The 15,566-nt window shown below is 45.4% G+C and carries 16 protein-coding genes; 11 read left to right on the top strand and 5 right to left on the bottom strand.

Annotation, left to right across the window (positions count from 1 at the left end; all coding sequences use genetic code 11):
• Positions 1-123: 123 nt before the first annotated feature.
• Genes R8N46_RS00540 through R8N46_RS00530 form a run of 3 tightly spaced genes read right to left on the bottom strand, consistent with a single transcriptional unit; the run spans position 124 to position 2,374 of the window.
• Positions 124-591 (bottom strand): hypothetical protein, encoded by a 468-nt coding sequence (locus tag R8N46_RS00540; RefSeq protein ID WP_047102478.1) that lies wholly within the window; start codon positions 589-591, stop codon positions 124-126.
• The gene (locus tag R8N46_RS00535) at positions 591-1,523 is read right to left on the bottom strand and encodes an ATP-binding cassette domain-containing protein (RefSeq protein ID WP_065275568.1); all 933 of its coding nucleotides are present in this window, start codon (positions 1,521-1,523) and stop codon (positions 591-593) included. Before R8N46_RS00535 ends, R8N46_RS00540 begins: the two co-directional genes overlap by 1 nt.
• Before the next feature lie 2 nt (positions 1,524-1,525).
• Positions 1,526-2,374 carry an ABC transporter ATP-binding protein gene (locus R8N46_RS00530; RefSeq protein ID WP_065275569.1) on the bottom strand — a complete coding sequence of 283 codons (849 nt, stop codon included), beginning with the start codon at positions 2,372-2,374 and terminating at the stop codon, positions 1,526-1,528.
• Positions 2,375-2,735: 361 nt separating this feature from the next.
• Here R8N46_RS00530 and R8N46_RS00525 point away from each other — a divergent pair, with 361 nt between their 5' ends.
• Both R8N46_RS00525 and ribA read left to right on the top strand, forming a co-directional pair.
• Positions 2,736-2,933 carry a PA3496 family putative envelope integrity protein gene (locus R8N46_RS00525; protein WP_005374493.1) on the top strand — a complete coding sequence of 66 codons (198 nt, stop codon included), beginning with the start codon at positions 2,736-2,738 and terminating at the stop codon, positions 2,931-2,933.
• A 238-nt stretch (positions 2,934-3,171) separates the two neighbouring features.
• Positions 3,172-4,233 (top strand): GTP cyclohydrolase II, encoded by a 1,062-nt coding sequence (gene ribA, locus R8N46_RS00520; RefSeq protein WP_005374492.1) that lies wholly within the window; start codon positions 3,172-3,174, stop codon positions 4,231-4,233.
• 68 nt (positions 4,234-4,301) lie between these two features.
• Here the strand turns inward: ribA and R8N46_RS00515 are convergent, their stop codons facing one another.
• Positions 4,302-5,057 carry a substrate-binding periplasmic protein gene (locus tag R8N46_RS00515; protein WP_005374490.1) on the bottom strand — a complete coding sequence of 252 codons (756 nt, stop codon included), beginning with the start codon at positions 5,055-5,057 and terminating at the stop codon, positions 4,302-4,304.
• A 68-nt stretch (positions 5,058-5,125) separates the two neighbouring features.
• Here R8N46_RS00515 and R8N46_RS00510 point away from each other — a divergent pair, with 68 nt between their 5' ends.
• The 3 genes from R8N46_RS00510 to R8N46_RS00500 all read left to right on the top strand — a co-directional run bounded on the left by R8N46_RS00510 (position 5,126) and on the right by R8N46_RS00500 (position 8,186).
• Entirely contained in the window at positions 5,126-7,024 is a 1,899-nt protein-coding gene (locus tag R8N46_RS00510; protein WP_171342401.1) for an ATP-binding protein, read from the top strand.
• Between the two features lie 100 nt (positions 7,025-7,124).
• A complete protein-coding gene (locus R8N46_RS00505) occupies positions 7,125-7,334 on the top strand; it encodes a DUF3283 family protein (RefSeq protein WP_005374484.1) in 210 nt (69 codons plus the stop codon).
• A gap of 135 nt (positions 7,335-7,469) precedes the next feature.
• Positions 7,470-8,186, top strand: a complete 717-nt coding sequence (locus tag R8N46_RS00500; RefSeq protein ID WP_005374482.1) for a YebC/PmpR family DNA-binding transcriptional regulator — start codon at positions 7,470-7,472, stop codon at positions 8,184-8,186.
• 73 nt (positions 8,187-8,259) lie between these two features.
• Here R8N46_RS00500 and rodA read toward each other — a convergent pair whose 3' ends face one another.
• Positions 8,260-9,342 (bottom strand): rod shape-determining protein RodA, encoded by a 1,083-nt coding sequence (gene rodA / locus R8N46_RS00495; RefSeq protein WP_065275570.1) that lies wholly within the window; start codon positions 9,340-9,342, stop codon positions 8,260-8,262.
• A 393-nt stretch (positions 9,343-9,735) separates the two neighbouring features.
• On the opposite strand from rodA, the gene R8N46_RS00490 reads away from it, so the two are divergent.
• The 6 genes from R8N46_RS00490 to R8N46_RS00465 are packed head-to-tail and all read left to right on the top strand — an operon-like array spanning position 9,736 to position 15,561.
• Entirely contained in the window at positions 9,736-10,404 is a 669-nt protein-coding gene (locus tag R8N46_RS00490) for a hypothetical protein (RefSeq protein ID WP_132936203.1), read from the top strand.
• A gap of 9 nt (positions 10,405-10,413) precedes the next feature.
• Complete coding sequence (locus tag R8N46_RS00485) at positions 10,414-11,112, top strand: ABC transporter ATP-binding protein (protein ID WP_115386886.1); 699 nt, start codon at positions 10,414-10,416, stop codon at positions 11,110-11,112.
• Positions 11,100-12,368, top strand: coding sequence for an ABC transporter permease (locus R8N46_RS00480; protein WP_132936202.1), 1,269 nt, complete (start codon positions 11,100-11,102; stop codon positions 12,366-12,368). Before R8N46_RS00485 ends, R8N46_RS00480 begins: the two co-directional genes overlap by 13 nt.
• Positions 12,361-13,146, top strand: a complete 786-nt coding sequence (locus tag R8N46_RS00475; RefSeq protein ID WP_005374475.1) for an outer membrane lipoprotein-sorting protein — start codon at positions 12,361-12,363, stop codon at positions 13,144-13,146. The genes R8N46_RS00480 and R8N46_RS00475 overlap by 8 nt, the downstream gene beginning before the upstream one ends.
• Before the next feature lie 45 nt (positions 13,147-13,191).
• The gene (locus R8N46_RS00470; RefSeq protein WP_213972078.1) at positions 13,192-14,538 is read left to right on the top strand and encodes a hypothetical protein; all 1,347 of its coding nucleotides are present in this window, start codon (positions 13,192-13,194) and stop codon (positions 14,536-14,538) included.
• A complete protein-coding gene (locus R8N46_RS00465; protein ID WP_115386889.1) occupies positions 14,539-15,561 on the top strand; it encodes a sensor histidine kinase in 1,023 nt (340 codons plus the stop codon).
• Positions 15,562-15,566 lie beyond the last annotated feature (5 nt).

Raw genomic sequence — 15,566 nt, 5'->3', positions numbered from 1 at the left:
ATGATTAATAGATTGGCTCATATTGTTACATTCATTCTGAATAGACTTCGCGAGTTTCTCCTCAGGAAACTCGCTTTTTTTTGCCTAAAATTCCGCTAATTAAGCCTTGATCATTTTTCCGGACTAATGAGGTAAACCTTGATCATGCTTCTTGGGTTCATTCCAATGTAATGAACGCATCAACGCAACATGTGATTCGATTAAGCTATGGGCTTGTTCCTGCCACTTGTTTTGATCACACTGCTGATTACAAAACTCTAACGCCACAACGGTGAGATGCTGAAGTCGTCTCAAACACCAATCTTTGATCAGAATATCAGTCGAGACTTGGCATGCTGCTTGTTCAAGCTTTGCACTCGTATAAAGCAAGGTTTGATATGCTTTCTGAGGGTCTTGGTAGCTTGCATGTTGAAACACGCGTAAACATCCATCCAACCAGCAAGCAATCGCTTTACTTTGAAGATCACTCAATTCGGGTCCAAACACGTCATCAGGCACCTGATATAAGATCGTTTCCAATTTTTCTACTTGATCATGTTTCCGCTGTTCGTACCACATGGCGATTTGATCTTGCCAAGTACTCAAATCCATTACGCTGCCTCAGTCCATTGTTTTACATAGTGATTTGGCCCTATTTGATCAAATTCGTCGACAATTATGCTGCTACGTTGACGAATTTCATCGGCATCTATCGAATAGTTTGGCTCATTTTTCACTAAGTTACCAAAAGGTAAGTCAGGATCAGGAACGGCAGAAATCAACAGCTTAGTATAAGGATGCTGCGGATTCTTAAGTATTGAATGAGTGTCGCCCCATTCAACGATTTGCCCTTTGTACATTACTGCGGTTTCTTCCGCGATGTAGTGCGCAGTCGCCAGATCATGTGTGATGTATAAAAAACCAATTCCCAGTTCTTGCTTCATTCGTTGCATTAAATTCAACACTCCCAAGCGAATAGAAACATCCAGCATAGACGTAGGCTCATCCGCAAGAATGATTTGCGAACCTACCGCTAAAGCCCTTGCTAAGTTTACTCGCTGACGTTGCCCACCACTGAGTTCGTGAGGGAACTTATTCAATGTCTCTTCAGGTAGTTCCACCAGCTTTAGAAGCTCTTCCAAGCGGGCTGGGATGTCGCGCTCGTTTTTGACTTGTTTATGAATTTTTAAAGGACGTGTTAGGTGATGGCGAATGGTATGAGTTGGATTGAGAGAGCCAAACGGATCTTGAAACACCATTTGTACTTTACTGCGATATTCTTGTAGAGCCGATCGTGACGTGATCTCATTTATGTCAGTGCCATTGAAAAGGATCTCGCCTTCCGTTGCAGGATAGACTTTGGTTATTAAACGAGCGCAAGTACTCTTACCGCAGCCTGACTCTCCAACCAAAGCCAAGGTTTTTCCTGCGTACAGATCAAAAGTCACTCCTTTAAGCGCACGAAAGGTTTCCTCTTTCGCTAAACCACCGCCTACTTTGAATTCTTTAATCACATTTTTCATTTGGATGATAGGCTGGCTCATGGTTACGCTCCTTGTAACTCTGGTTGTTTGTGGACGTCATGGATGTTTGGGAAAGAAGCCCAAAGCTTTTGCGTGTAGGGGTGTTGAGGATGATTGCGTATATAGTATGCTCGATTGACTTCGACGATTTCTCCGTGACGCATGATTGCAATTCGATCACATAGTTGGCTCATGAGTGCCAGGTCATGAGTGATAAAGAGGACTGAAAAACCGAACTCATCTCTAAGCTGATAAATTTGCTGTAAAATTTCTCTCTGTACCACTACATCTAATGCTGTTGTGGGTTCATCCATAATGATCAGTTTTGGATTTAGAGACAAAGCAATGGCTATCACCAACCGCTGACGCATTCCTCCTGAAAATTGATGAGGATATTCTGCTAAGCGTTCTCGAGGAATATTGACCAAGTCCAACAACTTTTCTGCTCTATCTTTTGCTTGAGCGTTAGTGAGGCCTTGATGGTGTCGTAACACATCTGCAAATTGCTCTTGTATCGTTAAGACAGGGTTGAGTGAGTTCATCGCGCTCTGGAACACCATGGCGATTTCACTCCACCTTAGAGCGGTCAGTTCAGAGTCTGAGATACTAAGGATATCTTTGCCATCAAACCATATTTTACCGCCAGAAATGAACGCTGGCGGCTTATGAAGACGATTTATTGAGAATGCGATTGTGCTTTTACCACATCCAGATTCACCGGCAAGACCAAATACTTCGCCTTTGCCGATATCAAAGCTGACGGACTTTACCGCATTAAAATCACCATTATCAGTGATGTAATCGACGCACAAATCTCGGATCTGGATGACCGGGTCATTGTGGTATGCATGACTTAAGTTAATACCATCCATATAAACACCTTATCAATCTAAAAGATAATTATTATCATTATCAGGTGTGGCGGTTTTTAGAAAGTATCAAGCTATGAATCAGTGAAGTGACTCGAAAGTTAGGTTAAACAGGAAGTGGTGTAATGCGTCGTTGATAAAACTAAAGAAGAGCAGAATTGAGAGCTAGATCAGCACACTTTTCGTAGGGGAAATTACTCAAATTTAATCGTAAATTTGTCCCTTGGCAAAACTTAAATGATGAATCTATTAAGGAGTTAACGAAAGGGCGGGAGGGGTCACATTTCCCTACAGTTTTTCTTACCACCTTGTTCCGGTTTTGCTATAGATTACGCATCGAAAACATGGTGTGTTCGGAGGAAATATGTCCATTAATTCTATCGACCATGACGAGATGACCAACATCGCTCACAAATGGGAATTACCTGATGAGGAAACCGTTGTGAAGCCAGAGAAAACAGTGAAATCAGCAGAAGCCAGAAGACGCATTGAAGCGTTACGTGAGATCCGTGAAAGTGGGTTGACCATTGAAGAAGCAAGGGAGCTTGGCTTGATACACTGATCGCCTCAGGTTGGTTTAGCAACCCATAGGGTAGTCGACGGACTGCCCTTTTTATTTTTTCACTCTATTACTCTCTTATTCAAAACCTCCATTTACCTGTCTTGCGCCTCAAAAGCACGAGTTTCACACTCACGTCCCGTCCCGAAGAAGTTTGACAATCTGACCTTGTGTTACTAGATATATCAGTAGCGATATGCTTTTTGTTGATTATCGCAACCACAAAGCAAGGAGCGCAAGTATGGTTGATCAAATCCTTTTTTATGAGCCCGATGAGCCCCACGGTTTTCTCTCAAATTTTTGCCATGCCCCAGTCAATATATCCTCCCAAACTTGGCCCACCAGTGAACATTATTACCAAGCCCAAAAGTTTCTCGATGCTCAGTTGCAAAGTAAAATTCAGCACGCAAGCACCCCTGATGAAGCGTTTGCTTTAAGCCGTAAATACGAACACTTTGTCAGAAGCGATTGGGACGATATAAAGTTGGCTGTTATGGCTTTCATCGTTAGGGAAAAGTTTCTACAAAATCCACCATTAGCGCAGCAATTAATGAGAACGGGTAACGCTTGCCTAACAGAGCATTCTCATAAAGATGCCTTTTGGGGAGACGGGGGAGATGGTAAAGGAGAAAATCATCTAGGAGAGATTCTGATGAATGTGCGGGCAGAGCTGAGACATGTTGAGCCTTACAATCTCGTGAAGTTTATCGATAAAGCCAAATTGCCCACCCAGTGGGGCACATTTATGATGTACGGCTTTATTGAAGCCGCGACAAATAAAGAGCATCTTGCTCTGGTCTATGGTGAGCCAACAAAAAGTGCAGCTCCACTTATTCGGTTGCATTCGGAGTGTCTTACCGGAGATGCTCTATTTAGCACGCGTTGTGACTGTGGTTTTCAGCTTAATAGAGCGCTACAAAACATCGTCAAAGAGGGATGTGGCGTGCTGCTTTATTTACGTCAAGAAGGGCGTGGAATCGGCTTGATTAATAAAATTCGTGCCTATCACTTACAAGATGATGGCGCAGATACCGTGGAAGCAAATGAGCGTTTAGGTTTTGCCGCTGATATGCGTGATTACGCGTTCTGTAAAGGAATGCTAGAGCATTTGGGGATTGACGCTGTGCGTCTAATGACGAATAACCCACGCAAGCTCGCCGCCTTAAAAGCGGTTGATATTAACGTCATTGAACGAGTGCCATTACAAGAAGGGAATAACCCAAGTAATCAACATTACCTGCAAACCAAGGCGAGTAAATTGGGGCACATGTTTGATCCTAAGTTTGTTAACCACATTAAGTAAGTGCTACAGATTTCCCAGAAACAAAAACGCCAACGTATCATCGTTGGAGTTTTTGTTAATGAGTTGATTCATTGATACTTTTGAATGATTTCATCAATTTCCCCTGAGGCTTTTAATTCAACGAGTCGTGTATTGATGTAATTTTGAGTTTCTGGTTGCATTTGAGGTGAAAAAGCTAGGTAGATTGAGTAGTCAGGAATAACCGAGCTGAAAGGCTGTATCTGAAAATTCTCTAACGGCAAATTGAGTCGCTTTAAGTTGTAAAGGACTCGGGATTCCATCTCGACAAAAGCTGTATCTCCAGGGGTTCGGCTTATCACTCGGTATGCGGCGTTGTAGTCTTTCACACGCATTTCATTGACACTGCCATTTTCAAAGAACGGTGTTAAATTTGGATAATCAAACCCCAGCAGTAATACAATAGAACGACCATGCATCGTATCCATATTTTTGAATTCTAAAGGCTTCTCGCTACTCGACACCAGTACATGTTTTACAGTGTAAATGGGCTCCTCAGATAAATTTTCCGATTGCACCTTGCCCCAGTTCGGGCTGCCATAAGTTAACCAGTTTGGCTCAGCGCCTTCTTCCAATATGGAAATCATACGTTTAAATGGATAAGTATGATAATTCACTTGGTAATCCGACTCCGCGAAGATAGCGCTGACGATATCGGTCACAATTCCGGAGTGCATTTGTCCCTGTTGTTCAATTTGAAATGGTCGAGCTTGTTCAGCAATGACGTAATAGTTCACTTGATTTGCGGTCACATGAGAACTTACAACAATTAAGCTAAAAGCCAATCTAAGTAGAAGTCTTTTCATCGTATCCTCGATTATTATTTGTGCGTAGCTATATTTAGAGTAGCGCAAGTTTATCGGAGCGGTTTCATATGGATGAAAAAGAGCGATCTCAACGTCGTTTTAGTATCGGCAACCAACTTATGTTGGCGGTATTAACGTTGAGTTTAATCTTTACGGTCATCATTTCTACAGTGAGCTTATATCGAGTTTTTCACGAAGATTTAGCCCATTTAGATGTTGAATTAAAGCAGGTTGAGTCTAGCTATTTATCGAGCTTTTCTGCGAGTTTGTGGGTAGAGGATAGGGAGCTGTTGCTGACACAAGCTCAAGGTGCAATGCGTATGCCCTCGGTGGACTACTTACGTATTGCTAGTGAAGACGAAGTTATCATTGAATTAGGTTCGGCGCTTTCTGAGGATGTTGTCGAGAGAAGCTGGCCGATGCAGTATCGGGTCGGCGATAAAACGTATGATCTCGCGATATTAACGGTTCAATCGGATCTTAGCGCGATATATGAAGATCTTTGGCAGCAGTTCTTTTTTCTACTTACGACAGAAGCGATCAAAATTCTTGTCCTCATCATTGGTGTTCTTTGGGTGGCGTTTCGCTTGTTGGTCAATCCGTTACAATTGCTGTCTGGTGCGGTGAGCGATTTTCGTGGCGGTACAGTGCCGAGTAAAGTGACTCTCCCTAAACGATGGTGCTTTGATGAAGTGAGTGTTTTGGCAGAGAAATACAACCGAAGTGTTGAGAAAGTGAAAGAGCACCAGACTGAGTTAGAGGCTGAACGCGATAGGGCTGAAGTCGCTAATCGTAAAAAAAGTGAGTTTCTTGCCACTATGAGCCATGAGATCCGCACACCGATGAATGGCATTATTGGTGTGTCGTCGTTGCTCAATGACACCGACCTCGATCCCCAGCAAAAAGAGTTTGTAGAGATCATTGACAGTTCTTCTCACTCACTAATGACGATAATCGACGACATTTTGGACTTCTCTAAAGTTGAAGCTGGCAAAGTAGAGCTGGAATACACGAGCTATGATCTTCGCGAGCTACTTGACGATGTCATCAGTTTACATAGTGTCAAAGCCAAGCAGAAAAACTTACAGCTGCTCAGCGATATTGATCCTCACTTGCCAATGGAAGTGCAAGGTGATGCCACACGATTGAAACAAGTTCTGAACAATTTGTTGAGCAACGCGATTAAATTTACCGAGCGCGGCCATGTGAAGCTTCTTGTAGCGTTATCTCGACTTGATGGAGAGACCGCTCATATCCGGTTTCGAGTTGTGGATTCTGGTATTGGTATTGCGAAAGAGCACCAACAAGCAATCTTCGAACGCTTCCAACAAGCTGATGGTAGTACCACCAGAAAGTATGGTGGGACAGGGCTTGGTTTGGCGATAGCTGCACAGTTGGTTAACTTGATGGGAGGGGAAATACAACTAACAAGTGAGCTTGGGCTGGGAAGCTGTTTTGAATTTTCGATTCCTGTTGCTGTAATAAATGCGCAATCGACCTATACCGACCAACTTAATGTATTAGATTTCCGGAAAGCGGAAGACAACGAAATCAGCCCTCAAGATAATGATAAACCTTGGGTACTGGTTGTTGAAGATACCATCGTCAATCAGAAGGTAGTTCGCATCATGTTAGAAAAACTGGGTGTGCGAGTGAGTGTCGCCAACCATGGCGAAGAAGCATTGCAGCTGTGTGATCAGCAGCCTTTCGATTTGATTTTTATGGACTGCCAAATGCCTGTGATGGATGGGTTTATTGCTACGGAACGAATTCGAAAAATGGGAAAGTGGGGGAAACACGTTCCAATTATTGCGCTAAGTGCCAATGTCATTAAAGAGGATCAGCAACATTGCTTCGATGTTGGGATGAACGAGTTCGTGGCTAAACCCGTTACCAAGACTCGATTACAACAAATATTCGAACAGCATTTACCAAAAGCACTGAAAATCAGCGCTGTGCCTAAATAGTTAACTTGAAATCGATCAAGTTAAGTGCGTTTCTATTCTGTAATTGTAACTCTGTGTGATATAGTGCCCGGCTAGTATTTAAAGTACCTTGAGGCTGTGAATGTCGTTTAATCTATCCCTATTGCCGCCTGACGAAAAAAACAAAATCGAACTGGATAAGCAGGCGTCGTTTTTGGTTTGGAAGCTCAGAGAGGCCAAATCTGGTCCTGAAGCAATAGAAGAACAGTTGTCCAAGATTAACGATGCTGATGAAAAGGCGTTTTTCCAGCAATCGGTCGAAAAGTACAAACGAGTAATGGGTGTCGCTTAACGCGAACCGTGGCAATGGTTCAATCCAATGCGACGAATGAGGTAACCTCCCTATTCCTTTGCTAAGCGAAATTGAAAAGGTTTCGCTTTTTGCTAAAATCCTTCGCATTAAATTTGAATTTAGAGAGACATCCCGATGGGAAGAAGTTTTGAAGTGCGCAAAGCCTCTATGGCGAAAACTGCAGGCGCGAAAATTAAAGTTTATTCCAAATACGGTAAAGAAATTTACATGTGCGCGAAAAACGGTGGTGGTGATCCAGACATGAACTTGTCTTTGAAGCACCTGATCGCAAAAGCGAAAAAAGACCAAGTTCCTGCGCACGTTATCGATAAAGCGATCGACAAAGCGAACGGTGGCGGTGGTGAAGACTACACTCCAGCACGTTACGAAGGCTTCGGTCCTGGCGGTACTAGCGTTATCGTTGACTGTCTAACAGACAACGGCAACCGTACTTTCCAAGATGTACGCCAATGCTTTGTGAAAGTCGGTGCGAAAATTGGTGTTGAGGGCTCGGTTTCTCACATGTTCGATCACCAAGCGGTATTTCAGTTCAAAGGCGACGATGATGAAATCATCCTAGAAACGCTAATGATGGAAGACGTAGACGTTACTGACGTTGAGCTAGAAGACGGTGTTATCACTGTATTCGCACCTCACACTGAATTCTTCAAAACAAAAACTGCGCTTAACGGTGCATTCCCAGATCTAACGATCGATGTTGAAGAAATCACATTCGTTCCGCAAACTCATACGCCTGTATCGGGTGAAGATGCTGAGAAGTTCCAGAAATTCCTAGATCTTCTAGATGACTGTGATGATGTTCAGCAGGTTTACCACAACGCAGAGCTGTAATTAATTCGCTCATATCGTTGTAAAAAGGCTTCCCTGAGGAAGCCTTTTTTTGATCGCTTTTTCTCAAGCAGAGCTATGCGTTACGATATTTGGAATAACACAGCGACATGATTACACCAAAACAGATACCTTGAGTTAGCATCGCCGTGCCGCCATAGCTAAAGAAGGGAAGTGGGCTACCCATTACTGGCAACAAGCCACTCACCATGCCCGTATTGATAAAAGCATACAGAAAAAAGCTCATCGCTAATGCGCCACTTACCAGCCGACTAAAAAAGTGGTCAGACTGACATGCAAGCAACATAACGCGTGCAGTGATAAACAAGTACAATGCGAGTAAGACTAAACTGCCAACAAAGCCCCATTCTTCTGCATAGGTCGAAAAAATAAAGTCCGTATGACTTTCTGGAATAAACCCAAGTGTTCCCTGCGTTGCATTCATCCAACCTTTACCTTTCATACCGCCTGAGCCAATCGCAATCAAAGATTGTATGATTTGGTAGCCCGAACCCAGTGGATCGGACTCAGGGTGCAAGAACTGTGTTACACGGCTCTTTTGATAGGTTTCCATAACGAAGAACCATAAAATAGGTGCTAACGTTAAAATGCTCGCAATAAACCCGCAGATTATTTTCCAGCTCATGCCAGCCAAAAACAAAACGAACAATGCATAAATGATGGTAAAAACTGCACCGTCTAAATCCGGTTGTAGCGCGATTAACCCGGCAGGAATCATTGTAATAAGTAAGCAAAACGCAATTTTCCGACTGTCTGGTCGACCTCCTTCAATATGCAGCATCCAGGCGATCATGATTGGAATGGAAAGTTTGATTAGCTCAGACGGTTGAAAGCGGAAGAAGCCGATATCGAGCCAACGTTGAGAGCCATTGGTGCTATCACCAAATAAAGCGACAGCAAGTAGCAGCGCAACCGCAATAATGTAGAGATATGGAGCTGAGCGTTGATAGCTGGACGCTGGAATCGAGGACATGACCAAGATACAAACTAATGTCAGTCCGCAGCGCGCCAAATGTTTGAAGAGCATCGCCTCATTAAAGCTACTGGCACTCCAGAGAGTGAGCGAACTTAACAGCATGATCGGAATGATCGCCATGAGTAGTGGCAAATCAACTCTTGGGAAATAACGCTTATTCATTTTCAACGACCTAATAACGCACCTATTTTGAGTGCGAAAACAACTAAAACTCGAAGAGTTCAAACTATTCCGATGCTAAGAATCTCGATTTGGAAACAACAGACACCATGCAAAGGTGTGTAAGAAAGGAGAGTGCGACACTGTCTGTTATGGGTAGCTGTGGGATGGATAAATACACTAGCCTCAGATTTTAAGCCAGTGTTTTTATTGTGACTGCCGTAAAAATGTAGAGTTACGAATGAGCGGAATTGTATTTTCTGTTTAAGTGAATGTCATTCATCCTCTCTCAATACCATTCACTCCGCATAACTGCCATTGGTCGCATGTAAAAGCAGCGTGCGATCTTCTCCCTTAATCTGAAACCATCAAATCACGTTCAACTAAGGACAGTACATGATGGTTTCTCAATCTCGCTCAATCAAAGCTCTTAAACTGGCAAGTACGTTTATCGCCGCATTTGCACTCAGCAGCAATCTGGCTCTGGCTAACCCAAGCGAGCGCACACTCAGTCAATTCAACCAAGCGGCGCAGGGTGACTCTGGTTTAGTTGATACCGTTTACGGCGAATTATCCAAACAACTCGAAGAGCAAGGCGCAACGCCAGTGACCTTGGTGTATTTAGGCAGTGCAGAGACGTTGCAAGGTCGTGAGGCGTTTATGCCTTGGAACAAGATGAAGTTCACCGAGCGCGGTCTTGCCACAATCCAAAAAGGTTTGGATCTAATGGCGAATCAGCCAGTACCACTGCAAGAACAACAGCGCTTACAAGGCTTGCCGGAATATCAATTAGCCACCGCCATGGCAGCCACTACCTTTACTTCTCTGCCAGATATGTTCAATCACTTTGAGCGTGGCTACGAGCTGTACCTTTCTCTGCTCGATGAACCGAGTTTTAGCCAACAACCTTTCGCGGCTACTTCGTGGATTTATCGCTACGCCATTGAAGCGGCACTGCGCGCTGAAGATGTTCAACAAGCCAAAATATGGTTAGCGCAAATGGAGAAGTTGGGCGACAGCAATCTAGAAACGCAAACCGCGAAAGCGTTGCTAGCGAAATATTAGGGAGGCGTCATGATTGTTTTTAATCAACTTAGCCGCGATTACGCCCTTGGCAGCCAAACGGTGCGTGCATTACGAGACGTTTCTGGTGAAGTGTTTTCCGGCGAAATGGTGGCATTGTGCGGACCGTCTGGCTCAGGCAAAAGCACCTTACTTAACGTGCTTGGCATGCTGGATACTCAATACCAAGGTCAGGTGACATTTGCAGGCAGCCCATACCCAACCGGACAAATGCAGGCGGCGAAAATGCGTCGTGAAAAGCTTGGTTTTGTATTTCAAAAATTCAATCTTGTCCCCGTGATGACGGCGTTGGAGAACGTGGCGTATCCGTTACACCTCAACGGTTTTTCAAAAGCAGAACAAACCGAGCTCGCTACACAAATGCTAGAACACGTTGGCTTGGGTGAGTTTATTCATCACATGCCCGATAGCCTATCTGGCGGTCAGCAGCAACGCGTGGCAATTGCTCGTGCGTTAGTGCACAAACCAGCGTTGGTGATTGCTGATGAGCCAACAGCAAGTCTTGATAGCCAAACTGCCAACAAGGTCATCGACATTATGAAAGGGCTTGGACACGAGCTAGGCACCACTTTTATCGTCGCCACTCACGACCCTCGCATGGCATCCCGCTGCGATCGAACCATTGAATTGGTGGATGGCAAAATTACCCAAACGCACGCAAGTGTGGAGGAGGTTTCATGGGCAAGCTAATTCCTGTTTCGGTTCGCCTTGCTTGGTTGAATCTGCAACGCAATCGCCGTCGCAGTTTATTGTCGATGCTGATCATTGCCATTGCCGTGTTTGCGTTAACCAGTGCGGGCGGTTTTGGTCTGTACACCTATGACAGTTTGAAAGAGTCGACAGCGCGTGACACGGGGCACCTGACGTTAACCACACCGGGTTACTTTGCCAAAGAAGAAGAGATGCCGCTGAGTAACGGTTTAACTCATGCGGACGACATCACCAAGCAATTGATTGGATTGAATGAAGTGCGAGGCGTGCAGCCGCGAGTTGAATTCAGCGGTTTAATTTCCAACGGCAACAAGTCATCGATCTTTATCGGCATTGGTGTTAACGAGCGCGAATTCGATATGAAAGGGCCGTTTTTAGACGTGCGTGAAGGGCAGACGCTGTCCAACATTCATGCATCGCGTTATGACCCTGCAGAGCCAGAAGTGATGCTTGGCGTTGATTTGGCGAACAACCTAAGTGTGCACGTTGGCGATTGGATTACCTTGCTGGCGACCACTACCGACGGCGCATTGAACGCGTATGACTTCAAAGTTCGTGGTATCTATTCAACTGGCGTGCCTGAGCTTGATAAACGCCAACTGTACGTGCATATCAACAGCGCGCAATCGCTGCTCGGTTCAGACAAAGTCAGTGCGTTATCTGTCTTCCTGTTCGACACCAGTTTAACTAACCAAGTCGAGCAACAAGTGGCTTCGGTTCTGAGTAAGCAAAAGCAGAACTTTGGCGACCAAGATATTGAGATTACGCCTTGGCAAGAGCGCGCGTTCTTCTATCTCAAAGTGAAAGATTTGTACGACCGCATCTTCGGCATCATGGGCGCAGTAATGGCGTTGGTGGTCTTTGTCGCGCTGTTTAACACCATGACCATGTCGGTCACCGAGCGCACCCGTGAAATTGGTACCTTGTCAGCACTTGGTAGCTACCCTCGCGAAATCATTGCTGGGTTTTTGCGCGAAGCAGGGTTGCTTGCGGTTATTGGCAGCTTAATTGGCGCTTTGTTTACTGGGTTAGTTACCGTCTTACTGATGGTCGTGGATGTGCAAATGCCGCCACCGCCAGGACGCACAGAAGGTTACCCATTAACGATTTACTTCTCTTGGGAGCTGGTGGCTGTCGCAGGATTCGCAGTATTGATGATCTGTTTGGTTGCGGCGTTTTTCTCGGCACGCAAAGGGGTGAACAAGCCAATTACGGAGGCACTTATTTATGTTTAATTTCAAATCACTATTACCAATTGCATTGCTGACGGTAACTGGCGTTGCAAGCATCAATGCCAGTGCGAATGAAACAGCGCTAGATGCACAGCAAGTTGCGCAATTGATTGAAAAAGCGGACAGCTACCGCTTGCAAGATGATTCCTCCAAAGTAGTGTCACTGGTGCGCTTATATCAAGACCAAGAGTTAGATAAAACCCGCCTTTACCACGTGTACACGCGTCCAAATCGTGAATCGCTGGTGGTGTTCAAATCAGCGGTTGAAGCCGGGCAAAAGATGCTGATGATGGGCGACAACTACTGGCTGCAAATGCCAAAGAGCCGCCGTCCGATTCGCATTACGCCAATGCAAAAGCTGCTTGGTGAAGCGTCTATCGGCGACATCTCAACCCTGACGTGGAGCCAAGATTATCAAGGTGAATGGAAAGCGACAGAAACTGTCTCGGTGAACGGAGAGAGTGTCGCGGCTTATCATCTTGCTTTAACCGCGAAAACCAAAGGGGCGAGTTATCAGAAGATCGACTTATGGTTGTCTGAGCAAGATGCATTTCCAATCAAAGCCGATCTCTACTTGCGCTCTGGCAAACTCGCCAAGCAAGCGCAATATGGGCGTGCAACTGACAACGGTGAAGACTACGTCAGTGAGATGACCTTGCTTGATAGCATTCAGCCGAGCAAAAAGACCGTTATCGAGTACCAAGAAATCGTGCCTTGGCAGCTGGATAACAAGTTCTACAACCCAAGTTATTTGCCTAAAGCCAATACGACTCAGCTTTAGCCGGAGCTTTGCAAATAGAAGCATGAAAACGAGCAAGGAAGTCACATGAAACCGCGCCAGCCTAACCTTAACAAAAGCACCAGTTTGTTGATTGCTGCGTCGTTGTGTGTGGGCGCAGCAGCCCCAGTTTTTGCCAATGATGAGCTGAGTTTTGAGTGGGATTGGGCTGTCAGTTACGAAACTGCCAAGCAGCGTGACAGCGCATTTATGCAGGCGCAGGGCAGTTCTCGTGATTCACTGAATGCACTGTTGGATGTGCAGGTGAATTATCAAAACTTTAGTGGCTTGTTTGCTCTGTACAGCCAAGGGTTGTACCTCAACCAACAAGGAGAGAGTGAGTGGTTGAGTGAAGCTGATAACCAACTACTGATTCGAGAGCTTGCTTGGCTAGGAGAGTGGCAAGTCGGTGACACTACACTTGATGTGAGTTTGGGTAAGTTGCGCGTGGATTGGGGCGTGGGTTATGGCTACCGACCTTTGGACCTGTTTAAGCCTTATCGACAAAACTCGGTTGGCTTAGTCGCAGAAGAGGGGGCGGGCGTGTTTTCACTTTCACACTACGATATGGCCGGCGAGTGGACAGTTATTGCGACGGATTCAAGCTGGGGGCAACAAGATCAAAGTGCACTTGATCAAGCCGCAGAGCAGCAAGGTGTTGGTATTCGTCGTTATGCGCTGGTGGGTGATACCGAGTATCAACTTATTGGTTATTACGATGATGTGCGCCGAGGTTTACTCGGAGCCAGTGCCATTGCGGTGTGGGATGAATCCATCGCCATGCACGGTTCCATGCTGTGGCAAAAGCAAAGTGTTGGCTATCAGTTTCAGCAGGATGATCTTTACCGACCCGTTTCAGTTGAGGAGCAGGGCAGTGCATTCCAAGCCTTAATTGGATTGAACTGGGCAAACCAAGCTGGACACAACGTGATTGCTGAATATTGGTACGACAGCCGAGCATGGTCGAAAAGCGAATGGCAGCAAGCAATAGAGCGCGGCGAATTACTCTCTCAGATCCCTGATCCTAACAACTCTCTATTGGCTAGCAGCGCTCTACTTGCGACAAGCTACGCCCAAGGGTTTCAGCATGCCAATATCGTTCAGCATAGCCTAATGCTGCACTGGAGTTGGGATTTGGAAGCATGGGCTGCATGGAACGGCAAAGCGGATATGGGCTGGTTAAGTGATGTAACCCCTACGTTGGATGTGATGCTGTCGCCACAAGATGGTGGTGTGATCGTCACGCAGTGGCTTAACTACCAATGGATTGATACCGGCGATCAAAGTGTAGAAGTGGAAGTTGCCGCACGCTTTTTAACCGGAGACGACCAATCTGCTTACGCACAAATCAATGATAAGCATATGATTGTATTTAACATCAAAGGGAAATTCTAAATGTGTTCAGCAAAATCAGTGGTGAAAAGTGGATGGCCGCGTAGCTTATTAGTGACCACGGCATTTTGTCTCTTTATCGCAGCAATGACGCTCTCGGTTTGGGGCGGTCCATTTTACATTCATGTGGCGGTTAGCTTTGGATTTGGCTATTCGGCTATCTTCTTCTCATGGTTGATTGACCGTTTATTTCCAACCATCCCACGTATGATAGAAGTGGTGTGTTCGCTTGTTGCCTGTTTATTGTTTGGGGTGATTAATGCGCAATTTTGGCTCGGAGAGTATTTTGGTATCTCCGATATGATCCCTGTTGGCTTAATGGGATTACTGTTTAGCGGTATGTGTTATTTCTATTTTTACTCGCGTGAGAAAGAGGCGGTTGCTCAACGAGAGTTGGAAGCCATCAAGCGCGAGAAAGCAGAGCAAGATCGTGCGCTCTTGCTGAGTCAGCTTAAGCAGATGCAAAGCCAGATTGAACCGCATTTTCTATTCAATACCTTGGCGAATATCAGCGCGCTCATGTCGCAAGATGTCGATAAAGCCAAGCTGATGCTAGAACAGTTGACCGCGCTGCTGCGAGCAACGCTAAAAAGCTCACGCGAAGAACACACCACCATAGACAATGAAACGGCGTTACTTGAGGCTTACTTAAGCATCCAACAAACCCGTTTGGGTGACCGACTCAGCTACAAGATTGAGGTTGAAGAGGGACTAGGCAGAACTGAGTTACCGCCGATGATGCTCCAACCTTTAATCGAAAACGCCATCATCCATGGTATTGAACCGAAGCGAGAAGGTGGCGAAGTCAGCTTACTCATTAAGCGCGAACAACAGAACTTGAAGATTGAAGTCAGAGACACAGGTGTTGGCTTGAATCACGTGAGTGGGCACATGGGGTCTGGCGTGGGTCTAAGTAATCTCAAGCAGCGAGTTGAAGCTTTGTTCGCAGGTCAAGGAGAGGTTTCTATCAGTGAGTCTGCTCAGGGTGGCGTTTGTGTTCGCTTGCGCTGGCCAATGGAATCGTAATCAAG

The sequence above is a fragment of the Vibrio sp. 1874 genome (assembly GCF_033344395.1).
GTDB classification, from domain to species: Bacteria; Pseudomonadota; Gammaproteobacteria; order Enterobacterales; family Vibrionaceae; genus Vibrio; species Vibrio alginolyticus.
Note: the sequence above shows the minus strand (reverse complement) of the source record. Positions and strands in the feature narration are given on the sequence as shown.